Origin of the sequence: Winslowiella toletana, from assembly GCF_017875465.1 — a bacterium.
Classification (GTDB): domain Bacteria; phylum Pseudomonadota; class Gammaproteobacteria; order Enterobacterales; family Enterobacteriaceae; genus Erwinia; species Erwinia toletana.
Genome location: NZ_JAGGMQ010000001.1, coordinates 2615774 through 2639475, shown reverse-complemented (window position 1 = coordinate 2639475; position 23702 = coordinate 2615774). Strand labels below are relative to the sequence as shown.

The 23702-nt window shown below is 54.4% G+C and carries 23 protein-coding genes; 7 read left to right on the top strand and 16 right to left on the bottom strand.

All coding sequences use genetic code 11. From position 1 onward, the window contains the following. Positions 1 to 146: 146 nt before the first annotated feature. The 8 genes from tatC to udp form a co-directional block, all read right to left on the bottom strand. The gene (tatC, locus tag J2125_RS12320; protein ID WP_017800685.1) at positions 147 to 908 is read right to left on the bottom strand and encodes a Sec-independent protein translocase subunit TatC; all 762 of its coding nucleotides are present in this window, start codon (positions 906 to 908) and stop codon (positions 147 to 149) included. 2 nt (positions 909 to 910) lie between these two features. Continuing rightward, complete coding sequence (gene tatB / locus J2125_RS12315) at positions 911 to 1456, bottom strand: Sec-independent protein translocase protein TatB (RefSeq protein ID WP_017800684.1); 546 nt, start codon at positions 1454 to 1456, stop codon at positions 911 to 913. A gap of 3 nt (positions 1457 to 1459) precedes the next feature. Beyond that, on the bottom strand, positions 1460 to 1711 hold the full coding sequence (tatA, locus tag J2125_RS12310; protein WP_017800683.1) for a Sec-independent protein translocase subunit TatA: 252 nt from the start codon (positions 1709 to 1711) through the stop codon (positions 1460 to 1462). 122 nt (positions 1712 to 1833) lie between these two features. Beyond that, positions 1834 to 3471: a ubiquinone biosynthesis regulatory protein kinase UbiB gene (gene ubiB / locus J2125_RS12305; RefSeq protein WP_017800682.1), complete on the bottom strand. Its 1638-nt coding sequence runs from the start codon at positions 3469 to 3471 to the stop codon at positions 1834 to 1836. Beyond that, a complete protein-coding gene (ubiJ, locus tag J2125_RS12300) occupies positions 3468 to 4073 on the bottom strand; it encodes a ubiquinone biosynthesis protein UbiJ (RefSeq protein WP_017800681.1) in 606 nt (201 codons plus the stop codon). The genes ubiB and ubiJ overlap by 4 nt, the downstream gene beginning before the upstream one ends. Before the next feature lie 12 nt (positions 4074 to 4085). Then, positions 4086 to 4841 (bottom strand): bifunctional demethylmenaquinone methyltransferase/2-methoxy-6-polyprenyl-1,4-benzoquinol methylase UbiE, encoded by a 756-nt coding sequence (gene ubiE, locus J2125_RS12295; RefSeq protein WP_017800680.1) that lies wholly within the window; start codon positions 4839 to 4841, stop codon positions 4086 to 4088. A 75-nt stretch (positions 4842 to 4916) separates the two neighbouring features. Continuing rightward, positions 4917 to 6431: a DNA recombination protein RmuC gene (rmuC, locus tag J2125_RS12290; protein WP_017800679.1), complete on the bottom strand. Its 1515-nt coding sequence runs from the start codon at positions 6429 to 6431 to the stop codon at positions 4917 to 4919. Positions 6432 to 6596: 165 nt separating this feature from the next. Beyond that, positions 6597 to 7358 carry a uridine phosphorylase gene (gene udp, locus J2125_RS12285; protein WP_017800678.1) on the bottom strand — a complete coding sequence of 254 codons (762 nt, stop codon included), beginning with the start codon at positions 7356 to 7358 and terminating at the stop codon, positions 6597 to 6599. Positions 7359 to 7610: 252 nt separating this feature from the next. Between udp and J2125_RS12280 the strand changes: the two genes are divergently transcribed. Beyond that, positions 7611 to 8447, top strand: coding sequence for a dienelactone hydrolase family protein (locus J2125_RS12280; protein WP_017800677.1), 837 nt, complete (start codon positions 7611 to 7613; stop codon positions 8445 to 8447). Between the two features lie 48 nt (positions 8448 to 8495). Here the strand turns inward: J2125_RS12280 and metE are convergent, their stop codons facing one another. After that, on the bottom strand, positions 8496 to 10772 hold the full coding sequence (metE, locus tag J2125_RS12275; RefSeq protein ID WP_017800676.1) for a 5-methyltetrahydropteroyltriglutamate--homocysteine S-methyltransferase: 2277 nt from the start codon (positions 10770 to 10772) through the stop codon (positions 8496 to 8498). Positions 10773 to 10917: 145 nt separating this feature from the next. Here metE and metR point away from each other — a divergent pair, with 145 nt between their 5' ends. Beyond that, complete coding sequence (gene metR / locus J2125_RS12270) at positions 10918 to 11856, top strand: HTH-type transcriptional regulator MetR (RefSeq protein ID WP_017800675.1); 939 nt, start codon at positions 10918 to 10920, stop codon at positions 11854 to 11856. A 90-nt stretch (positions 11857 to 11946) separates the two neighbouring features. Then, positions 11947 to 12423 (top strand): YehS family protein, encoded by a 477-nt coding sequence (locus tag J2125_RS12265; protein ID WP_017800674.1) that lies wholly within the window; start codon positions 11947 to 11949, stop codon positions 12421 to 12423. Between the two features lie 45 nt (positions 12424 to 12468). On the opposite strand, the gene J2125_RS12260 is transcribed toward J2125_RS12265, so the two are convergent. Beyond that, a complete protein-coding gene (locus tag J2125_RS12260; RefSeq protein WP_026111641.1) occupies positions 12469 to 13332 on the bottom strand; it encodes a carboxylate/amino acid/amine transporter in 864 nt (287 codons plus the stop codon). Between the two features lie 256 nt (positions 13333 to 13588). Here J2125_RS12260 and glpT point away from each other — a divergent pair, with 256 nt between their 5' ends. Beyond that, positions 13589 to 14938 carry a glycerol-3-phosphate transporter gene (glpT, locus tag J2125_RS12255; RefSeq protein ID WP_017800672.1) on the top strand — a complete coding sequence of 450 codons (1350 nt, stop codon included), beginning with the start codon at positions 13589 to 13591 and terminating at the stop codon, positions 14936 to 14938. A 36-nt stretch (positions 14939 to 14974) separates the two neighbouring features. Here the strand turns inward: glpT and yigL are convergent, their stop codons facing one another. After that, positions 14975 to 15775, bottom strand: coding sequence for a sugar/pyridoxal phosphate phosphatase YigL (gene yigL / locus J2125_RS12250; protein ID WP_017800671.1), 801 nt, complete (start codon positions 15773 to 15775; stop codon positions 14975 to 14977). 66 nt (positions 15776 to 15841) lie between these two features. Next, positions 15842 to 16834, bottom strand: coding sequence for a lysophospholipase L2 (gene pldB / locus J2125_RS12245; RefSeq protein WP_017800670.1), 993 nt, complete (start codon positions 16832 to 16834; stop codon positions 15842 to 15844). Between the two features lie 114 nt (positions 16835 to 16948). On the opposite strand from pldB, the gene rhtB reads away from it, so the two are divergent. Next, a complete protein-coding gene (rhtB, locus tag J2125_RS12240; protein WP_017800669.1) occupies positions 16949 to 17572 on the top strand; it encodes a homoserine/homoserine lactone efflux protein in 624 nt (207 codons plus the stop codon). Positions 17573 to 17613: 41 nt separating this feature from the next. Here rhtB and rhtC read toward each other — a convergent pair whose 3' ends face one another. Next, positions 17614 to 18237, bottom strand: a complete 624-nt coding sequence (gene rhtC, locus J2125_RS12235; RefSeq protein WP_017800668.1) for a threonine export protein RhtC — start codon at positions 18235 to 18237, stop codon at positions 17614 to 17616. Between the two features lie 140 nt (positions 18238 to 18377). Here rhtC and J2125_RS12230 point away from each other — a divergent pair, with 140 nt between their 5' ends. Continuing rightward, on the top strand, positions 18378 to 18866 hold the full coding sequence (locus J2125_RS12230; protein WP_017800667.1) for a hypothetical protein: 489 nt from the start codon (positions 18378 to 18380) through the stop codon (positions 18864 to 18866). 199 nt (positions 18867 to 19065) lie between these two features. On the opposite strand, the gene recQ is transcribed toward J2125_RS12230, so the two are convergent. Then, the gene (recQ, locus tag J2125_RS12225; protein WP_017800666.1) at positions 19066 to 20901 is read right to left on the bottom strand and encodes an ATP-dependent DNA helicase RecQ; all 1836 of its coding nucleotides are present in this window, start codon (positions 20899 to 20901) and stop codon (positions 19066 to 19068) included. Positions 20902 to 20974: 73 nt separating this feature from the next. Then, positions 20975 to 21853: a phospholipase A gene (pldA, locus tag J2125_RS12220; RefSeq protein ID WP_017800665.1), complete on the bottom strand. Its 879-nt coding sequence runs from the start codon at positions 21851 to 21853 to the stop codon at positions 20975 to 20977. Between the two features lie 179 nt (positions 21854 to 22032). Here pldA and J2125_RS12215 point away from each other — a divergent pair, with 179 nt between their 5' ends. Further along, complete coding sequence (locus J2125_RS12215; protein WP_017800664.1) at positions 22033 to 22503, top strand: thioesterase family protein; 471 nt, start codon at positions 22033 to 22035, stop codon at positions 22501 to 22503. Between the two features lie 100 nt (positions 22504 to 22603). On the opposite strand, the gene J2125_RS12210 is transcribed toward J2125_RS12215, so the two are convergent. After that, positions 22604 to 23647: an AbrB family transcriptional regulator gene (locus J2125_RS12210; RefSeq protein WP_017800663.1), complete on the bottom strand. Its 1044-nt coding sequence runs from the start codon at positions 23645 to 23647 to the stop codon at positions 22604 to 22606. Positions 23648 to 23702: the final 55 nt, after the last annotated feature.

Sequence of the window (23702 nt, the reverse complement as noted above, 5' to 3'; positions counted from 1 at the left end):
GCCGGAATCTCATGTTTCTGAGATGCCCTAAATAATTCGAATTGCATCAAGGCGGCAAGCGAACGAATCCCGATGAGCGTAGTAAACTACGTGATTCGGGTGAGTGAACGCAGCCAACGAAGAGGCAATCCGAAGTATGACGGGCATCACGATTCAGACTCCTGTTCCTTATCATCATTATCCTGACGTCCCTTTCCTACATAGAAGCGACCAAAGAATACGCCGACTTCAAACAGGCAGTACATCGGAATAGCGAGCAAAGTTTGCGAAAGAACGTCCGGTGGCGTTAATAACATCCCCACCACAAAGGCGCCAACCAGCACATAAGGGCGTTTTGCTTTCAGATCTTCCGGACTTGTCACACCTGTCCAGCACAGCAATACGATCGCAATCGGCACTTCAAATGAGATGCCAAACGCCATAAACAGCGCCATGACAAAATCAAGATAGTTATTAATGTCAGTGGCTATCAGTACGCCTTTCGGTGCGGTTGAGGCAAAAAAGCCAAACGCCAGCGGAAAAACGACGAAATAGGCAAAAGCCATACCGATATAAAACAGCGCTGAACTGGAAAACAGCAGCGGCATCACCAGCTTGCGCTCATGGCGATACAACGCCGGAGCAACAAACGCCCACACCTGATGCAGGATCACCGGTATTGAAATAAATACCGAGACGATCATCGTCAGCTTGATGGGGGTAAAGAATGGTGAGGCCACATCAGTGGCGATCATACTGGCGCCAGCCGGCAGCTGTTTGATTAGCGGTGCGGAAACGATTTGATAGATATCATTTGAGAAGTAAGCCAGTGCCAGAAAAATGCCTAAAACGGCAATAATGCAGTTCAGCAGACGCTTGCGCAGCTCTATCAGATGACTGATCAGCGGTTGGGTATCTTCAACAGCCATGGTTAACGTTCACCGCTAGTTTGAGTGGTTGAGGCCTGAGTGCGGACGACTGGCGTGGCTTCGGGCGCGGCAACAGCGTCCGGTTTGATCTCCGGTTCGGGCTGAGTGACAGGCTCGACAGCTTCAGGGGTCTGAGCCGGTGCGCTGGCTTGCGTATCCGCTTCAGCAGGCGTCACGCCTTCATGTGACTCCTTCGGATCTTTTACCAAAGGGTTATGGATAGTATTGGCTTCGTCGTCAGCTTTTTCGTTGTCGCCGAGATAAGAGCGCTTCATGGACTCCGCTGATTTCTTCAGCTCTTCCATTGACTCTCTCAGCTCCGGCGACAGGGAGTCTTTACTGGCCTGCTCGACTTTTCTCAGGCTGTCCTGCAGTTCCTGCAGTTTCAGCTCTTGCGCCAGCTCATTTTGTACATTGGATGCCAGTGAGCGCAGCGCGCGGATCCAGCCGACCACGGTTCTGACCGCAACCGGCAAGCGTTGCGGACCCAGCACCACCAGACCGATAACGAACACCAATGCCAGTTCACTAAAACCTATGTCGAACACGGCTTACACCTTGTCTTTGTCGTTCTTAACTTCTTCGCTTTTCGCGTCAGTATGCGGCTTGTCTGCCAGAGTTTTGGCATTGAAATCAGCATCCTGAGAATCTTTTTCTTTCTGCTCGTCGTCACCCATGGCTTTCTTAAAGCCTTTGATTGACGAGCCTAAATCGGAACCAAGGGAACGCAACTTGTTGGTACCAAACAGAAGTACGACAATCACGGCAATAATTAACAATTGCCAAATACTGATACCGCCCATGTTTATGCCTCTGATATTAGAAATAAAGTGTCTGCACCGCAGTATATATTAACTGACCGCCGGGTCACGACCAACGCGCTAATCGTTACAGCATTAAAGCGTCTTTTTACCATTCATGACAATCAGTTTGTCCTGCGCCAGCCAATCAGCCATGCCACCAGGCCACCGGCCATCATCACCGCCGGTAAAAAGTCCCACTCCGGATGGGTTAACAGAATGGCGGTGCCGCTCACCAGCAGGGTAGCGCCGATGCCAAACAGAAAACGTGACTGGTGTTGGCGCGTGCGCTGCACATTCAGATCGGTCACCAGCCGGTCAACACTGTGTTGCAGGCGTTTGTGCTGACGCAAGCTGTCGTAAAACAGCTCAGGTAACTCCGGCAATTTCTCCGCCCAGAACGGCGCTTTCTCTTTTAGCGCGCGCACAATCGCCGGAATACCCACCTGGTCTTTGATCCAGTCTTCGAGGAATGGCTTGGCGGTTTTCCACAAATCGAGCTGTGGATAGAGCTGACGCCCTACGCCTTCCACATACAGCAGGGTTTTCTGCAATAACACCAGCTGCGGCTGTACTTCCATATTGAAGCGACGGGCGGTGTTAAACAGATTCAGCAGTACGTGGCCAAAAGAGATCTCCGCCAGTGGTTTCTCAAAAATCGGCTCACAGACGGTGCGAATGGCAAACTCGAAATCCTCAACATTGGTATCCAGCGGCACCCAGCCGGAATCGACATGCAACTCCGCCACTTTGCGGTAGTCGCGGTTAAAGAAGGCAATAAAGTTCTCGGCCAGGTAGCGCTTATCTTCTTTATTTAACGAGCCGACGATACCGCAGTCGATACCGATATATTGCGGATCTTCCGGATGCTCATAACTGACAAAGATATTGCCGGGATGCATATCGGCATGGAAGAAGCTGTCACGGAACACCTGGGTAAAGAACACCTGTACGCCACGTTCGGCCAACAGCTTCATATTGACGCCATGCTGTTCCAGCGCCACCACATCAGAAATCGGAATACCGTAGATGCGCTCCATCACCAGCATGGTTTCGCTGCCGTAATCGGAATAGACTTCAGGCACATACAGCATTTTGCTGTTATCGAAATTGCGGCGCAGCTGAATGGCGTTCGCCGCTTCGCGCAGCAAATTCAGCTCATCGATCAGCGTTTTTTCGTAATCTTTAACCACTTCCACCGGCCGCAAACGGCGACCATCAGGAAGCAGGCGCGGCACCCAGTGCGCCAGGCGGTAAATCAGTCGCATATCCGCTTTAATCACCGGCAGAATATCGGGACGAATCACCTTGATCACCACCTTCTGACCGTTCTCTTTCAGCGTTGCGGTATGTACCTGAGCGATGGAAGCAGAAGCCAGTGGAGTAATATCGAAATCTTCAAACCAGGTTTCAATCGCGCCGCCGAGCGACAGCTCAATCTGACGGCGCGCTTCAGCGCCATCAAATGGGGCCACGCGGTCCTGCAACATCGCCAGCTGGTCGGCGATATGCGGCGGAAACAGATCGCGCCGCGTCGACATCATCTGACCAAATTTGATCCACACCGGTCCCAGCTGCTCCAGCGCCATACGCAGGCGCGCGCCTAGCGGCTTATCTTTATGCTGATTGGGGATCCAGAACACAGAACGTCGCCACAGCCGAATTAGCAGGCCAAAGCGCATACGCGGAATAAGTTCATCAAGACCGTAACTCAGGAACACCTTGATGATGTAATAGAGTCGGCGAATTTCACCTAACGTCATTTCGCCTCCAGTTGATCTAACCGGGCGCTGAGCGCGTCCAGTGAACGGTTAACCGCGTCGACTTCTTCGGCAAACCAGGCCAGCTCTAAGCCGCCCGGCGCCACGCGCCACTCTTCGGTTAACACTTGTGCTGCATAGCCCTGCTTGCGTTGCAGATCGCTGCGCAAAAAGCTGAAGCCGCGATGCGCGACCTGACTGATGCCCTGGGCGGCGATATCGCCGATCCACGGCGCCAGATACTCCGCCGGATCCAGTTCAGCCATATCAATCAGGGCAGAGAAGTGCTGAACCACCTGCAGATCGCCGCTGACATCCAGCTCACCGCTGCGAATCAGCGTGGTAAGCTGCTGACGATCGCGCAGTTTCGGCAGTACAGAAAGACGGGTTCTCACCGTGCAGTCGGTGGCGTCAAGCCATTCGCCCAGCACATCGACCTGATTTTCACTAAACACCAGCGTCAGTGGCTGTGGCAGTTCCTGCAGGTCGATGGCGAGAGTTTTGCCATTTAAACGTTGACGCGCCGCTTTCAGTCCACGATCGCGATACAGAATATGGTTAAGCGCGGTCTCCAGACCTGCGGTTAACAGCGGCGTTAAGGTCATGCGATTTCCTGGTTAAAACTTGAATCCACGATGCAGCGCAACAATGCCGCCCGTCAGGTTGTAGTAGGTGGTGTTTTCGAAACCCACATCCATCATCATCTGTTTTAACGTTTCCTGATCCGGATGCATGCGGATCGACTCCGCCAGATAGCGATAGCTTTCGGCATCTTTCGCCACCAGCTCACCGACGCGCGGCAGGATATGGAAAGAGTAAGCGTCATAGGCTTTACTCAGCGGTTCCAGCAGCGGTTTGGAGAACTCCAGCACCAGCAGGCGACCGCCTGGCTTCAGCACGCGGAACATCGACGCCAGCGCTTTCTCTTTTTCGGTGACGTTACGCAGACCGAAGGAGATGGTAATGCAGTCAAAATAGTTATCGGGGAATGGCAGCGCTTCAGCATTGGCCTGCACATAACTGACGTTACCGACTACGCCGCTATTGCGCAGTTTTTCACGTCCCATCTTCAGCATTGAGCTGTTGATATCCGCCAGCACCACCTGACCGGTTTCACCCACCAGACGGGAAAACTTCGCCGTCAGGTCGCCCGTGCCACCCGCCAGATCCAGTACGCGTTGCCCGCGACGCACGCCGCTGCAATCAATGGTGAAACGTTTCCAGATACGATGGATGCCAAAAGACATCAGATCGTTCATCAGGTCATACTTCGCCGCTACGGAATGGAATACATCAGCAACCATGTCAGCTTTTTCAGTCTTCGCTACCGTGCGAAAACCGAAGTGTGTGGTTTCCTGTGATTCATCTGCCATTTGTTTTGCCTGCTCCACAATCAAATATCATCGAAGTGTATCAGAGTAAGGGTAGCCAGGCACCCTACCCGGCGTTTATTCATTGATTCGGCGCAGCATCTCGCTGACCGGTTGCGCCGGGGATTCCGCCTGCGCATCATCATCCTGCTCAGGGTCATTTTCTGGCGATTCCGGTAACGCCTGTTCCGCCAGACGGGGATTAATTGGCCGTTTAACTTCTACCCCTAACTGACGAAAACTTTCGCTCTGGGCGATAAGGTTGCCGCGTCCTTCCGCCAATTTTTTCATTGCCGTACGATAGCTGTCCTGCGCCTTATCAAGGTTTTGCCCGATACTGGTCATATCGTCGACAAACAGCCGCATCTTGTCGTACAGCCGGGCGGCGCGATCCGCAATGCGCTGGGCATTGCGACTCTGATGCTCGTAGCGCCAGAGATTATTGATGGTACGCAGCGCCACCAGCAGCGTGGTCGGACTGACCAGCATAATATTCAGTTTCAGCGCTTCGTTGATCAGCTCCGGCTGGCGATCGATCGCCAGCAGAAACGCCGGTTCCACCGGGATAAACATCAACACATAATCCAGCGAGCGTAAACCGGGCAATTGTTGATAATCTTTACGGCTCAGCCCGCGCAGATGGGCGCGAATTGCCGCCACATGCTCATTGATGGCCTGCTCACGCGTCACCTCATCATCGCCGTTAAAGTAGCGCTCGTAGGCCACCAGCGTCATTTTAGCGTCAATCACTACATCTTTGCCCTGCGGCAGACGCACGATAACATCCGGTTGCATACGACTGCTCTGATCGACCTGTACATTGACCTGGGTCTGGTATTCGTGGCCTTCGCGCAGGCCGGAAGCTTCCAGCACCCGGCCCAGCACCACTTCTCCCCAGTTGCCCTGAGTTTTATTATCGCCTTTCAGCGCTTTGGTCAGATTGATCGCTTCCTGCGCCATCTGTGCATTCAGCTGTTGCAGATTGCGGATCTCATGGGAAAGGGTGTGGCGTTCGCGCGCTTCCTGGCCAAAGCTGTCCTGCACCTGACGACGGAAACCATCAAGCTGCTCACGCAGCGGGGTGATCAGACCATTCAGACTCTGGCGGTTTTGTTCATCTACCCGGCGACCACTGTTTTCAAAAATGCGGTTGGCCAGATTTTCAAACTGGGCGGTAAGACGCTGCTCACTGTTGGTCAGCAGACGCTGCTTCTCTTCCGCCGCCATCCGCGTCTCTTCAAGGCGGATGGTGACTTCGCGCAGTTCCGCTTCCTGGGCGCTGTTGATTTCCAGCTGATTACGCAGCTCGCGACCAAGTTGTTCACTCTCACTGCGCCAGTGGTCGAAATAGTGCAGCTTTTCCTGGGCGGCAGCCAGCGCGCCATGCAGCTGGCGTAATTCGGTCTCGCTGAGTTGCAGACTTTGTTGCTGCTGCTGAAGCTGCTGCTCAGCCTGTTGCAGCGACTGAGCTAATAATCGCCGCTCAGTTTCCTGACCTGCCTGCTGCTGACCGCTACGAAATGAGGCAAACAACCAGCCCACCAGCAAACCCGCCAGCCCAAGACAGACGCCCAATAAGTATTCTTTTTCCACCGTTCCTCCTGCACACCGCGTCAGACAGTGAAAAGGTAGAGGCGCACTGTATAAATGTCCAGATAAAAAGCGAGGGGGTGATAGTGAAAGGGAAATTTGTTGGCAAGAGCGGCGATAACGCCGCCCCTACAGACTTTTGTAGGGGAGCCGTTATCGGCTCCCTTATTACAGCAGACGCCGCGCCGCCTCGACCACAATAGTGACCGCATCGCTTTCGGTCTGCTTCATGGTGACCGCATCCGGGATCTCTTTCTGCGTACGATTAACAATCACCCCGGCAACCATACCGGCGCGCAGCCCCTGGCTGGCGCACATGGTCAGCAGCGTGGCGGACTCCATTTCATAGTTCAGCACACCCATCTGCTGCCACTCTTGCATCGAGCCCTGATAACGGCTGACCACCCGGCCAGAGAAGGTGTCATAACGCTCCTGACCCGGATAGAAGGTGTCAGAAGAAGCGGTAATACCGATATGGGTTGTCGCGCCTGACGCTTTCGCCGCCGCCACCAGCGCGGTGGTGCAGTCAAAATCCGCTACCGCCGGAAACTCCATCGGTGCAAAGTGCAGGCTGGCGCCATCCAGACGGACCGAGCCGGTGGTCACCAGCACATCACCGACATTAATATGTGGCTGAATCGCACCCGTGGTGCCGACGCGCAGGAACGTGCGTACGCCCAGCTGCGCCAGCTCTTCCACCGCGATCGACGTTGATGGGCCGCCAATGCCGGTTGAGCAGACTACTACCGGTTTGCCATCCAGTTCGGCGCGCCAGCTGGTAAATTCACGATGCGAAGCCAGATGCACCGGATTGTCCATCAGCGCGGCGATTTTCTTCACCCGCTCAGGATCGCCGGGAACAATCGCCAGCGTCGCGCCTTGCAGGTCGGCTTTGGTAATACCAAGGTGGAACACATCAGACTCGGCCATAACAGACTCCTGAAATAAGGGGGAAATAATTTAATGCGCTACTGTAAGCCATACACCGCCACAATAGCGTGATCAGATTCACCGATAAAAATGAAAGTTACATTAGGAATCAAAAATATTGTGATTTTAATCACATAAACAGGTCGTGTGAGCGAATTTTCCGTTTAACCTCACTGCGCAGTTATCCGGTCAGATGTTAAAGAGAGTGTCTATAGTTAGCTGATTGCGCTAACGCTTAGCATGGAGAGGACGATGAAAACCGAAGATAACATGGCTCAAAAGCCAGGCAATAGCGGCTTTGCGCCTGCCGTTTTACCCACCGCTTCGACAACAATTATTACCGACAATGATAACATTCAGTCTGGCGAAACCTCGATACCGACGCAGGGCGAGAATATGCCCGCTTTCCACGCCAGACCGAAAAATGCCACGACGCCGCTGCCGGTAGTGATGGTGGTACAGGAAATCTTCGGCGTCCATGAACATATTCGCGATATCTGCCGTCGGCTGGCGGCCGAAGGCTATCTGGCGATCGCACCGGAACTCTACTTCCGTGAAGGCGATCCCGCCGACTACGACGATATTCCCACGCTGTTTCAGCAACTGGTAAGTAAAGTGCCGGATGCGCAGGTGCTGGCCGATCTCGATCATGTCGCCAACTGGGCGTCACGTAACGGCGGCGATATGCGTAATACCGCCATCACCGGTTTTTGCTGGGGCGGACGTATCTGCTGGCTCTATGCTGCCCATAATCCACAACTGAAAGCTGCAGTGGCCTGGTATGGCAAACTGGTCGGGGAAAAAACCCTGAAGCAACCGAAGCAACCGCTGGATATCGCAGTCGATCTTACTGCGCCGGTGCTGGGTCTGTATGGCGGTAAAGATGACAGCATTCCGCAGGAGAGCATTGAGCAGATGCGACAGGCGCTGCGTGCCGCCAACGCCGATGCGGAAATCGTGGTTTATCCCGATGCCGGACATGCGTTTAATGCCGACTACCGCGCCAGTTACCATCAGGAGTCGGCGCAGGATGGCTGGCAGCGGATGCTGGCGTGGTTTAAGCGCGCAGGCGTCACGCCTGAGGTTTAAGCAAAAAAAAGGGGGCGCCAGGCGCCCCAGAAACGACAACACAACACTTTACACAGAAACTTTATTTGCCCGCAGGTTCTGCGCGGCTTTTACCATATTGGCCAGCGCCTGACGGGTTTCGCTCCAGCCCCGCGTTTTCAGGCCGCAGTCCGGATTAACCCACAGACGCTCAACCGGAATACGCTGCGCCGCTTTCAGCAGTAACGCTTCCATCCACTCAACAGTTGGTACGTTTGGTGAATGGATGTCATACACGCCCGGACCAATTTCGTTCGGATATTCAAACTCTTTAAACGACTCCAGCAGTTCCATATCGGAGCGCGAAGTTTCGATGGTAATCACGTCCGCATCCAGCGCGGCGATAGAATCCATAATGTCGTTAAACTCGCAGTAACACATATGGGTGTGGATCTGGGTTTCATCCTGCGCCACCGCGGCGTTCAGGCGGAAGGCATCGACTGCCCATGTCAGATAGGCGGCCCAGTCGGACTGACGCAGCGGCAGTCCTTCACGCAGCGCCGGCTCATCAATCTGGATAATGCCGATACCGGCTTTTTCCAGATCTTCCACTTCGTCACGCAGCGCCAGTGCAATCTGTCTGGCGATAGTTTCACGCGACACATCTTCACGCGGGAACGACCAGCAGAGGATAGTTACCGGGCCAGTCAGCATGCCTTTGACCGGCTTTTCGGTCAGTGACTGGGCATATTTAGCCCACTCGACGGTAATCGCTTCCGGGCGGCTGACGTCACCGATAATCACCGGAGGTTTAACGCAACGTGAACCGTAGCTCTGCACCCAACCGTTTTGCGTAAAGACAAAACCATCAAGGTTTTCACCGAAGTATTCCACCATGTCATTACGTTCAGCTTCACCATGCACCAGCACGTCAAGACCCAGTTGTTCCTGCTCCGCAATCGCCTGTTTAATATGTTCAGCGATACCGGTGCGGTAGTTGTTGCGGTCGAGATTGCCCTTTTTGAAGTCCAGACGCAGGCCGCGAATTTCGGTGGTCTGCGGGAATGAACCTATAGTGGTGGTCGGCCATGCTGGCAGATTAAAACGTTCACGCTGGGCTTTCGCACGCACCTGGTAGCAGCTGTCGCGCAGACTGTCTTTGCTGGTGATCGTGGCTAAACGCTGGCCAACCGCTGCATTGTGGACGCGGCTGGAGTGACGACGGGCGCGAACCGGTGCGCTCCAGGCTTCCAGCGAAGCGGCATCGTTATTGTTCAGCGCGTTAGTCAGCAGTGACAGTTCACCACACTTTTGCAGGGCGAAAGCGAACCAGCTTTTCACCTCTTCATCAAGGCGGGTTTCGACGCTCAGATCGATTGGGCTGTGCAGCAGTGAACAGGAAGAACCAATCCACAGCTGCTTGCGCTGACTCGTCAGCGGTTGCAGACGCTCAAACCAGCTGCTCAGATCGGCACGCCAGACGTTACGGCCATTAATCACGCCGACAGACAGCAGCCACCCGGCTGGCAGTCTGGCGTTCAGCGCCGCCACATCGTCATTACCGTGTACCAGGTCAACGTGCAGACCATTTACCGGTAATTCACAAATGGTATCGAGGTTCTGACCCACGCTGTCGAAATAGGTGGTCAGCAGCAGTTTAGTCTGCCCCTGCAACGCAGCGTACGCCGGTTTAAAGGCATTCAGCCACTCAGCTGGCAGTTCCAGCACCAGCGCAGGTTCGTCGATCTGTACCCATTCGATATCGCGTTTTGCCAGCTCAGCCAGTACCTGCTGATACACCGGAAGAATCTCTTTTAGCAGGCTCAGACGGTCAAATGGCTCACCTTTGACTTTACCCAGCCACAGGTAAGTGACCGGCCCTAACAGCACCGGCTTCACTTTATGGCCCAGCGCCAGCGCTTCGTCGACTTCCTCCAGCAACTGCGTCCAGCTCAGTTTAAATTGCTGACCTTTAACGAACTCCGGCACCATGTAGTGATAGTTGGTGTTAAACCATTTGGTCATTTCTGCCGCCGCCGCAGGCTCGCCGGCAGGCGCACGGCCACGGCCGAGGCGGAACAGGGTATCAAGGTCGACCGAACCGTCTTTATTCTGATGGCGCGCCGGGACGTTACCCAGCAGCAGGCTGGTGGTCAGTACGTGATCATACCAGGCGAAGTCGCCAACCGGCAGCAAATCAACGCCAGCATCTTTCTGTTGCTGCCAGTGTCGAGCACGCAACTCGCGACCCACAGCCAGTAATTCCTGCCGGGTGCTGTTACCCGCCCAGTAGCTCTCTTGTGCTTTCTTTAGTTCGCGACGCAGACCGACGCGTGGAAATCCAAGGGTATGGTTCAGAATAGTCATATCTTTGTCCTGAATTAAGAGGTTACAAAGCGGGCGGGGAAATTAGCTGATTCATTTAGCCGTCCAGATGTTTACACCGCTATAATGTGCAGGTACTGTATCAACCACAAGCGCAAATTGTTCACTATCGATGTGAAGGACTCTCATGATCGAACTCAAACACCTGCGGACGCTGCAGGCCTTAAGGAATACAGGCTCTCTGGCTGCCGCCGCCGCACAGCTGCATCAAACGCAATCGGCGTTATCTCACCAGTTCAGCGATCTGGAGCAGCGTCTCGGCTTTCGTCTGTTTGTACGTAAAAGCCAGCCGCTGCGCTTTACGCCGCAGGGAGAGATTATGTTGCAGCTGGCGGAACAGGTGCTGCCGCAAATCCAGCAGGCGTTGCAGGCCTGTCATGAGCCGCATCAGACCACGCTGCGTATCGCCATTGAGTGCCATAGCTGTATTCAGTGGCTGACCCCGGCGCTGGATAATTTCCGTCAGAGCTGGCCTCAGGTAGTGATGGACTTCAAATCAGGCGTGACCTTTGATCCACAACCGGCGCTGCAACAGGGCGAGCTGGATGTGGTGCTGACTTCCGATATTCTGCCGCGCAGTGGCCTGCACTATACGCCGATGTTTGATTTTGAAGTGCGGCTGGTGCTGGCGCCGGATCATCCGCTGGCGCAGGCTGAACAGATTTCACCGGAAGATTTGGCCAGTGAAGTGTTAATGATCTATCCGGTGCAGCGTCAGCGGCTGGATATCTGGCGCCATTTCCTGCAACCGGCAGGCGTCAGTCCGGCGCTGAAAAGTGTCGACAATACGCTGCTGCTGATTCAGATGGTCGCCGCGCGGATGGGCATTGCCGCGCTACCGCACTGGGTGGTGGAGAGCTTTGAACATCAGGGACTGATTGTTACCCGCACGCTGGGCGAGGGGTTGTGGAGCCGTCTGTATGCAGCGGTGCGCGATGGCGAGCAACGTCAGCCGGTGGTGGAAGCCTTTGTGCGTTCGGCGCGCCAGCATGCCTGCGATCATCTGCCATTTGTGCGTGATGCCTCGCGTGCTGGTGTACCCTTGCCGGGCACCGTGCAGGGGTGAGACTTCAGTCTCCCGCTAACAGCGCTGCAACTTCAGAGGCAATGTGTATAATGCGCCACATTGCATTTTATTAACTGAAGAGATTTCATTATGACCAACAACGACGTGTTACGCAGCGTGCGCTACATGCTGAATATGAGTGACGCTAAAATGGTCGAGACGCTGGCGCTGGCGGAGAGCGAAGCCTCTGTCGAAGAGATGCAGAGCTTTCTGAAAAAAGATGAGGAAGAGGGTTTTCGCGCCTGTCCTGACGTGCTGATGGGCTATTTCCTCAATGGCCTGATTTTCTCACTGCGCGGTAAAAGCGAAGAGGCTCCGGTGCCCTCCGTCGAGCGCAAAATGACCAACAATATCATCCTGAAAAAACTGCGTGTGGCGTTTAACCTGAAAACCACCGATATCACCGAAATTCTGCAACTGGCTGATTTCTCGGTGTCACAGGCGGAAATTGGCGCCATCTTCCGCAAACCTGGTCATAAAAACTATCGCGAATGTGGCGATCAGATTCTGCGCAACTTCTTGAAAGGGCTGACGATGAAAATCCGCCCGGTTGCCGGCAAAGCCTGATTGATAAGCATAGCGGAGCGGTTTACCCGCTCCGCTGGCCCTGGCTTACACTCCCACCGGCTTACCGATAATCCAGCGCTTATGCACCCACAGTGAGGCGCAAATCACCGCCGCGCCGATAATAAAACTGGTCCAGTGCGGTTGCTGCTGCCAGATTGCCAGATTCACCAGCAGACCAGCCGGCACATGCATATTGTTCATAATCCCCAGCGTTCCCGCATCCACCTGGGTCGCACCATAGTTCCACATAAAATAACCCAGCCCCGATGCCACCACGCCCAGCCAGACCAGAATGCCCCACTGCAGCGAGGTGGTCGGCAGTTTGTTCGCGTTGCCCCACAGGCTCCAGGCGACAACCGCCACTATCGCCGCACCGATATAGAACCAGGAGAAGGCAGTATGCTGTGGCATCGGACGCACTTCCTGCAAACGTTTATAACCCACCATGCCAATGGCAAAACAGATATTAGCCAGCTGTACCAGCATCAGGCCGAACCAGAAGTGGTCGCTGACTTTGTCATAACGAATAATCGCCGCACCCAGTACCGCCAGCAGTGCGCTGAGCGCATAGCCTGCACGGATGCCGCGCCCGCTCAGCAGATCGTAAATCAGTGTGATATACAGCGGCGTCAGTACGGTAAACAGCAGGAACTCTGACACGCTGAGATAGATATAGGCCTGGAAGCTGAACAGATACATGATCCCCAGCTGCATTGCGCCTGCCACCATATACAGCAGCAGCGTCGACAGTTTATAGCCACGCCAGCGCAGAAATGGCAAAAACACCAGCGCTGCCAGCCCGACGCGCATCAGCACCGAAAACCAGCTATCGACCTGCCCTGCCAGATACTCGCCGATCAGACTAAATGAAAACGCCCAGAGAATGGTGGTGATAATCAGTAACGCCACAGTAAGCACTCGTCAGAAAAAGGAGCGACTAGTGTAACCGATTGCTGTCAGCTGGCAGCAAGTTCCTGGTTGACAACTGAGCAAATAAAAAACGATGGAAACCCTAAATCGAAACCCATATAGTTATCATTGACACAAAAATGTAATAAAACTGAAACATTTGCGTGGTTACTCACAGTCCGAAATCGATTTTGCTCCTATTCTTTGCGCGAAATGGAACATTTCAAGCGGCGAAAACGACCATCGGAGTTTTTTTATGTTGAGTATTTTTAAACCTGCATCACACCAGGCACGCGTGGCAGATGAACGCGTCGACCCACTCTACCGCCGTCTGCGCTGGCAAATTTTCTTCGGCATCTTTTTCGGTTACGCCGCTTACTACCTGGTGCGCAAAAACTTTGCACTGGCGATGCCTTATCTGGTTGAACAGGGCTTCTCGCGCGGCGATCTCGGCTTTGCGCTGTCAGGTATCTCAATCGCCTACGGATTTTCTAAATTTATTATGGGTTCGGTTTCGGATCGCTCGAATCCGCGCGTGTTTCTGCCTGCGGGTTTGATTCTGGCGGCGGTGGTGATGCTGATTATGGGCTTCGTCCCCTGGGCCACCTCCAGCATTATGATTATGTTTGTGCTGCTGTTTGTCTGCGGCTGGTTTCAGGGCATGGGCTGGCCGCCCTGCGGGCGCACCATGGTGCACTGGTGGTCGCAGAAAGAGCGCGGCGGCATCGTTTCAGTATGGAACTGCGCACATAATGTCGGCGGCGGTATTCCCCCTCTGCTGTTTTTGCTGGGTATGGCGTGGTTTAACGACTGGAAAGCGGCGCTGTATATGCCAGCCTTTGGCGCGATTATCATCGCGTTTATCGCCTTCGCGCTGATGCGTGATACCCCGCAATCCTGCGGTCTGCCGCCGATTGAGGAGTATAAAAACGACTATCCGGTTGATTACAGCGATAAGCATGAAGAGGAGCTGACCGCGAAGCAGATCTTTATGCAGTACGTGTTGCCGAACAAGCTGCTGTGGTATATCGCGCTGGCAAACGTGTTTGTCTATCTGCTGCGCTACGGCATCCTCGACTGGTCACCGACCTATCTGAAAGAGGTGAAGCACTTCTCGCTGGATAAATCCTCATGGGCTTACTTCCTGTATGAGTACGCGGGGATCCCCGGCACGCTGCTGTGCGGCTGGATGTCAGATAAGGTGTTTAAAGGTAATCGCGGCGCCACCGGAGTGTTCTTTATGGTGCTGGTCACCATCGCCACCATAGTCTACTGGATGAACCCGGCGGGTAATCCGGGGGTGGATATGGCCTGTATGATTATTATCGGCTTCCTGATTTACGGCCCGGTGATGCTGATTGGTCTGCATGCGCTGGAACTGGCACCAAAAAAAGCAGCCGGAACGGCGGCGGGCTTTACCGGACTGTTTGGCTATCTTGGCGGATCGGTCGCGGCCAGCGCGATTGTCGGCTATACCGTTGACTACTTCGGCTGGAACGGCGGCTTTATTATTATGGTCGGCGGCTGTGTGCTGGCGGTAATCCTGCTGATTATGACCATGCTGAGCGAGAACAAACATAAGCAGCAGCTAAATCAGACATCATAAACAGCGATGGCCAGCACTGCTGGCCATCCGCCATCGCTAAGCCAGTAACAGCTTACGTAAATAGTGCGGCACGGCATCGTCAGCATTGCTGCCAATCACTTCCAGCTCCGGCAGCAGATCTTTCAGACGCTGATGCGCATTGCGCATAATGCAACCTTTACCCGCCATCATCAGCATCTCTTTATCATTCAGGCCGTCACCAAATGAGATGCACTCTTTCAGCGAGTAACCGAGGGTTTTCGACACCGCTTCCAGCGCATGTCCTTTCGAAACGCCACCCGCCATCACTTCCAGGCAGGTCGGGAAGGAGAAGCTGACATTCACCCGGTCGCCCCAGCGCGCCAGAATCGCCTGCTCCAGCGGCAACAACACATCGGGATCATCGCAGGTGAAGAACACCTTGCTGACGCCATCGGTGTCGAGCATGCCCGGTTCAAACAGCTGGTAGTTAAAGATCGACTCGCGGAAAAAACGCTTCTCTTCCGGACGGTGGCGATTGAGAAACCACTCATCGTCGCGATAGACGTTAGTAAGAATATCCTGATCGTTATATTTGATCGCGAACAGATCGCTGGCGATATCAGCATCAAGATTATGGCTGAACACCAGCTCACCGGCAGTATTGTGTACGCGCGCGCCGTTTGAGGTGATCATATAAGCATCGATTTCCAGATTATCGCGCATCTGGGAGACGTCGATATGGTGACGTCCGGTAGCAAAAACGAAGTGAACGCCGCGCTCGGTTAATAACTTCAGTGTCTCTTTGGTGTAAGGCGTCAGTCTGTGATCGGGCGACAACAGCGTGCCATCGAGATCGGATGCGACAACGTAATACATAATGCTTTCAAACCTCTGGTTAGAAAAAGTAACCGGGCGTGCCCGGGAGAAATCTGAGTCATGTTGCTAACTGTGCCGTGCGAAAAACTCCACGATGGCATCTAAGGCTTCGGCACGCATATCGTCTCTTTCAAATAAGATCTCATGACGCGCGCCAGCGATAACCCGAGGTTTGCCCCCTTCACAGGGATGACCTGCGGCATTCATTGCCTTACAGAACAGATCCTGACAGCGATTATCGACGATTTTATCGTCTGCCGCTTGCAGCAGCAAAATCGGCGTATGGATATCGGCGACTTTGGTTAAAATATTCTGCCCGGCCAGTACCCCTTCGCGTACCCAGTGATAGGTCGGGCCTCCGACACGCAGGCCGGGATCGTCGGCATAGAAACGCAGATTACGGCGATAGCGCTCGCGGCTGTGGGTCAGCGTATTAATGCTGAACGGGCGGGCGCGCCACTTGCCGGTGCCCAGCGCATAGCCTTCGCGAATGGCCGGGCGCTTCTCGGCCCAGTTAAGAATACGGTTCGCCATCCAGGCGGGCATCGGTAAATAGATGCCAAACATTGGTGAAGCCAGTACCGCAGCATCAAACGCCTGCGCATGACGCGCCAGCAGCAGCGACAAAATCGCGCCGCCCATCGAATGCGCCAGCGCATAGCGATGACGATACTCACTGTCAGCAATTTCCCGCTGCCACAACGCTTCTAAATCATCAACGTAGTGGCTGAACGCCGCCACATGTCCACGGTGGGAATCCTGCAACAGGCGGCCGGATCGCCCCTGCCCACGGTGATCGATAATGATCACGTCATAGCCGCAGTGGAACAGATCGTAAGCCAGTTCGGGATATTTTACGTAACTCTCGATACGCCCCGGCACCAGCAGGATCACTTTATCGTGCTGGGGTGACGTAAAGCGCACATAGCGAATAGGGACGTTCTCGACCCCCTCAAACTCGCGCTCCTCGCGGCGATGCCAGAAATCCAGCAGCGGTCCGGTGGCGAATGCGGCGAACGCCTTTTCACGGGTTGGCCAGCCATTTTTATGCTTTGTCATCGGCAAGAATTCCGCAAAAAATTGTCGATGCCATAACCAGTCGTGCGGGCCATAGCAGATCGTTCCACAATGTCGTATTGTGTCATAATTCTGCGTATTCAGGGAGTTTTACCCATGACCATCGAATGGTGGCTGACTTATCTTTTAACCACCAGCATCCTCAGTCTGTCGCCAGGTTCAGGGGCGATTAATACCATGAGTACCGGCATCAGCCATGGCTATCGCGGTGCGGTGGCGTCAATTTCCGGTTTACAGGTCGGGCTTTCATTGCATATTTTGCTGGTCGGCATTGGTCTTGGCGCGCTGTTTTCCCAGTCGCTGCTGGCATTCGAAATTCTGAAATGGGCCGGGGCGGCTTATCTGATCTGGCTGGGTATTCAGCAGTGGCGTTCCGCTGGCGCCATCGATCTGAGTGCGGTGGCGCAGGCGATGCCACGTCGCCGCCTGTTTAAACGCGCGGTGCTGGTGAATCTGACCAACCCGAAGAGCATTGTGTTTCTCGCCGCCCTGTTTCCACAATTTATTATCCCGCATCAGCCGCAGGCGTTGCAGTATCTGGTGCTGGGCGTCACCACGGTGGCGGTCGATATTATTGTGATGATTGGCTACGCCACCTTAGCGACCCGTATTGCCGGGTGGATTAAGGGGCCACGTCAGATGAAATTGCTGAACCGTATTTTTGGCGGGATGTTTATGGCGATTGGCGCACTGCTGGCGACAGCGCGCAGAGTGGCATAAGCCTTCGGCACGGGCGGCGAGAACGCCGCCCGTGCGCTAAATCAACGCGATAGAATTAAATGAATGCCAAATCCGGCAAATAACACGCCCGCCGTACCATCAATCCATTTCGCCAGACGCTGATATCCACGGCGCACCGCCGGAAGCGCAAAGACACAGGCCACCAGGCTGAACCAGCAGAATGTCTCAAGAATAATCAGGATAAACAGCCCCCAGCGCTCAGCAGCGCCGACGTCATCGCCAACAAACAGTGAGAATACGCTACCAAAGTAGATAACGGCTTTGGGATTCGACAGATTGGTGAGAAAACCTTTTAAGAAGCTGCGGCCATGGCGTGATAACTCCATCGGCGTTTCCGTCTGCACCGGTTGCTGGTGTCGCTGACGGGCAGAACGCAGCAGCTGCCAGCCCATCCACAGCAGATAAAGCCCACCGCCAACCATAATAATCTGATGCAGCCAGGCCATTTTCTGCAGAATCAGATGCAGGCCCATCAGCGCGACTCCTGCCCACAACACAATCCCCAGCGAAATGCCCAGCACCCCCAGCATCGCCTCTTTGCGCGAGCGGCTGGCGGCAGTTTGTGACACAAAGAAGAAGTCCGGCCCCGGACTCATCAGCGCAATAAGATGCACCGACGCAACGGTAAGAAACAGTATCAACATTGAGGTTCCATCCTGAAGAGATCGATTATTTCCGGTTTAGCATAACATCTGCCCGGACGAAGGCAGTAGGCTCTCTGTGGCGGATTATGCGAAAATAGTGACAGGCACAGGAAGTGCCGGAAAGCATACAGGGAGCGAGCATGATCGGCGATGACGGACTGCGTGATGCAATCACAGATTTCACCCAATGGATTAGCGACATCATCAGTGCTGGACATCAACTGCCTGCTGAACAATGGAATGCCCCCTTGTTTACCTGTCTTATAACTAAGAAACAATTCAATCAGCTAAATAGCCTCTGCCAAAAGCATAACTGGCCTCGTCAGCGCTGTCCGGGCATTACGGTTTACCCTCGCCATATCAGCCATATACTGAGTTCACGTGCGAAGGATCGGCTTAGCTGGCAGGATGTGGCTAAAATCATTTCATTGTCATATAGCGCACGCAGCCAGGTTGCGTTAAACAAGGGGAGGATGCAGCAAGGAATTGTACTCAACGCCAGCGAAGCAATACGCATTGGCAAGGGAAAATATTATGGCATGGCAATTATTCAGGTCTCTGAAAACAGCTTAGCCCCGGTTACAGCGTATCACGCATCCGAGGCTAAAGTTCGCGCCATCACAAAGTGATGGCATGTAATCGAAAGGAGGTACGCCACCGCAGGCCACTCTCCACAATTTAATGTGAATGAATCATATACCTGAGATTCCCCTCATCGGTCTGCCTGACGGCAGTCTGCATGGCATCGGCGTTTTTCCATGCGTCTTCCGATCACGTTTTTAAATTAGCAAATTGCTCAAAAATATCAAGAGACCACAGCAGCCCGGCTTATTCATCATCGCCATCGACATGTTCTCTGATCATCACCATAAACGGCTTGCCAAAGCGCTCCAGCTTACGCTGGCCAACGCCGTTAACACTGAGCATTTCAGAGGCGGTAAGCGGCATCTGTTCAGCCATTTCGATCAGGGTCGCGTCGTTAAAGACCACGTACGGCGGAATATTCTCTTCATCGGCAATCGCTTTACGCAGCTTACGCAGTTTAGCGAACAGCTTGCGGTCATAATTGCCGCCATAGGATTTCTGGCTGCTATTTTTGCTTTTGATCGTCACCAGACGTGGCACCGCCAGCATCAGCGGCTCTTCACCGCGCAGAATCGGGCGCGCCGCTTCGGTCAGCTGTAGCGCCGAGTGCATAGCAATATTTTGCGTCACCAGCCCCAGATGAATCAGCTGACGCAATACGCTGACCCAGTGTTCAGTGGTCTGCTCACGGCCAATACCGTAAACCGGTAATTTATCGTGCTGGAACTCGCGAATACGCTGGTTATTCGCGCCGCGCAGCACTTCGACGACATAGCCCATACCAAAGCGCTGGCCCACGCGGTAAATGCTCGACAGCGCTTTCTGCGCTTCGACCAGACCATCATAGCGGCGTGGCGGATCAAGACAGATATCGCAGTTGCCACAGGATTGCTGGCGTCCTTCGCCGAAATAGTTGAGCAGCACCAGACGACGACAGGTTTGCGCTTCCGCAAAGGCGCCCATCGCGTTCAGTTTATGGCGTTCAATATCCTTCAGCGCCCCCGGCGCTTTCTCTTCCAGGCAGCGACGCAGCCACGCCATATCGGCCGGATCGTAAAACATCAGGGCTTCGGCAGGCAGACCATCACGCCCGGCGCGACCGGTTTCCTGATAGTAGGATTCGATATTGCGCGGAATATCGAAGTGCACCACAAAGCGGACATTCGGCTTGTTAATACCCATCCCGAACGCCACGGTGGCGACCACAATTTGCAAATCGTCACGCTGAAAGGCTTCCTGCACCTGCGCGCGATGCACATTGTCCATGCCGGCGTGATAAGCACCGACGCTGATACCACGGCTTTGCAGACGCGCGGCGGTATCTTCAACTTTCGCCCGGCTGTTACAGTAAATAATGCCGCATTTGCCGCGCTGGTCCTGCACATAGCGCATCAGCTGGTCGGTGGGTTTAAACTTATCCACCAGCGTGTAGCGAATATTGGGGCGGTCAAAACTGCTGATCTGAATCAGCGGATCGTTGAGCTGTAGCAGGCGCGCAATATCATTGCGCGTGGTTTCATCGGCGGTGGCGGTTAGCGCCATTACCGGCAGGGTCGGGAAACGCTGTCGTAACTGGCCGAGCGCGCCATACTCCGGACGGAAGTCGTGACCCCACTGCGAAATACAGTGCGCCTCATCGACCGCCAGCATCGCCGGATTCCAGTGGGTCAGACTGTCGAGGAAGTTGTCCATCATCAGACGCTCGGGCGCGATGTACAGCAGACGAATACGCCCGCTACGGCATCCGGCCATCACTTCCTGTTGCTGTTCACGGTTTTGCGTTGAATTCAGACAAGCCGCTGCGACGCCATTGGCCAGCAGCTGATCGACCTGGTCTTTCATCAGCGAGATCAAAGGTGAAACCACCAGCGTCAGCCCCTCGCGCACCAGCGCCGGGATCTGATAGCAGAGTGATTTGCCGCCACCGGTAGGCATCACGACCAGACAGTCACGCCCGTCGAGCGACGCCTGAATGATGGTTTGCTGGCCGGGACGAAACTGCTGATAACCGAAAGTATCCTGTAATACCTTCGCCGCCAGCGTTTCATCGTGATCGTTGATTACTGCAGCCGTAGACACATCTTCCCCGTTTAGCTTGTTATGACATGATTTATCGTTGATGGCGGGCCAGACCGTTGCCTGACCCGGCACATCAGAACAGGTCGTTCAGCGTAACACCGACACCAATGCGCGTCTGGTGATGGTTATAATCGATTAACGATTCGCCGTAGCCGCTAAACACCTGAGTATAGAAGCGCACGTGCTCGCTGACTGGATAGCTCCAGCCCAGCTCTGCGCCGCCGTAGCCACTGTTCCAGTTGTAATTGCCCTGCACGCTGAAAATGCTGTCGCCCACCAGATAGCCCAGCTTCAGGCGGTAATAGCCCATATATTTGGTGATATCCGGGTTGTCATCATTGCTGTCGCTTTCCGGCAGACGATACCACGGCTTCACTTCCGCCATAAAGTTGCCGTTCTGCGCCATCAGACGCGCATAAACACGGTTCCAGCTGCGTGAAGTGGGATCGGAACGCCCGTTCGACTGATGGTTCAGGCCGAACTCAACATCGCGCAACGTCCAGCCCGCCAGATTGTAATCGGTGGCCCAGCCAAGGAAAATCTGCGGCTCGTAGTCGGTTTCACGGAAAGGCGATGAGGCGCCACGGTTGGAAAGCTGCCACCATGAACGCTGGGTATAAGAAGCTGCCAGCAACGAGTTATCGCCAAAGATACCGCGCCACAGCGGAAAAGCCAGGCTGAGCTGGAATTTTACTTCATCTTTTTTGGCTTTATCGGCCCAGTCGTATGATTCAATCGCTTCGGTGTTCAGATTGCTGGTGTACGTATATAGTAAATAGTTGTTTTCATAAGGATAAAGCACAAAAGGATTGTCATGCTTTTCCAGCAAATTAGCGATAATACTGCCACGCACGGCTGGTGCATCATGAACATCTTTAATGGTCGCTTCCTGCGCCGATGCGAAAGCGGGTAATAATATAACCGCTGCCAGCAGTCCTCGAAGCATACGCATAGTGTTCTCCAATAAAGCAAGCGCTGCAAGATAGATGAGTAAAAAGCACGCCATTCTACACACAAAAACCGCCCAACATTAGCGCTGATTGCGGAAACTGGAAAGCAGCCCGACAGAAGCATAAGATAACCAAAATATTAACATTTTGTACGCCATAATTGCCTTCAGGAAGTCATTACATGTCGGGTACTTTATTAACTCAGGACGCTGCGCGCCGTCTGATTGGTGAGATTTTTGTCTATGATATGCCGTTTAACCGCGCCCTTGGCCTGACGCTCGATCGTCTGGAGCCAGACTACGCCGAGTTAAGTTTTGCTAATCAGTCGATGCTGGTCGGTAATGCCGCGCAGAAAATTTTGCATGGCGGCGTGATTGCTTCAGTGCTGGACGTTGCCGCCGGACTGGTCTGCGTCAGCAATACGCTGACCCGCCAGGAAAGCATCAATGAAGAGGAGCTGCGTCAGCGGCTGTCACGGATGGGCACTATCGATCTGCGCGTTGACTATCTGCGCCCGGGACGCGGCGAGCGCTTTACCGCCAGCAGCAGCCTGCTGCGTGGCGGCAATAAGGTCGCGGTAGCACGCGTGGAGCTGCATAACGACGCCGGAGTGTATATTGCCAGCGCCACCGCGACGTACCTGATTGGCTAATACGTTCGATGTATATCTGCAACACCGGCGGCGAGAACGCCGCCCCTACAAAGAATCGGCAGGTTTATGTAGGGGCGGCGTTCTCGCCGCCCGAAAGGTTTTAGCGTGCATAACGTGAAATAAAGCGCGCCATCGCCGGGCCGGTAAGCAGAATAGTGAACAACCGTAAGGTCTGTAGCGCCATCACAAAAGCGATATCCACCTGGCTGCCCGCGGCGATAATCGCCACCGTATCCAGCCCGCCCGGGCTGGTTGCCAGATAAGCGGTCAGCAGATCGACATGCAGCAGTCGCGTCAGCATCCACGCCATACCGCCACATAACAGCATCAGCCCCATAATCGACAATATCATTTGTGGCAGGGTGCGCAGCGCCAGCCGGAAGATCGGTTTAGTGAACCGCAAACCTACACTCCAGCCAATCAGTGCGTAGGCCAGCGCCAGCAGCCATTCCGGCACCTGCAACGACAGCGTGCCGCTGGCATGCAGTACAGCGCCAAACAGCGCTGGCAACAGCAGCGCGCCAGAGGGAATGCGAAATTTCTGGCCCAGCCAGGCGCCGCCAAAGGCCACCGCCAGCGTGGCGGCAAAACGCAGATCCAGCGGCGGAAACCACAGTTGCGGCGCGGCGCTTTGCGCGCTGTCGCCCAGCCCGATACGCGCCACTACCGCCGCCGCCGTGGCGACAAACAGCACGCGCAGATACTGCATAAACGCCACCAGCCGCGCATCGGCGCCATATTCACCGGCCATCGCCACCATCGCTGAAGCGCCACCAGGCGACGATCCCCAGGCGCCGGTAGCGCCGGGCAGATCGCTAAAACGCACCAGCAGAAAACCCGATAGCCCGCTGGCGGCCAGCGTCAGTACCAGCACGGCCAGCACCACCGGCCAGTCAGCAATTAATGGGGTAAGAATCGAAGGTGAAAGGCTTTGCGCAATCATACAGCCGAGGATCGCCTGCGCCAGAATAAACAGCCGCTTATCGATGCGTAAGGTCGCGCCGGACAGTCCCATCACTACGCCGACAATCATCGGCCCCAGTAACAGCGCGGCGGGAACATGGAAATATTGCAGCAAAAAACCCAACAGCAGTGAGACGCTGAGCAGGATAAACCATTGCAGCCTGAGTGACAGCCGTTCCATATTAAGCAAACTTATATTGGGAAAAGAGCAGGTTATAACTTACGCGGATGTTGCA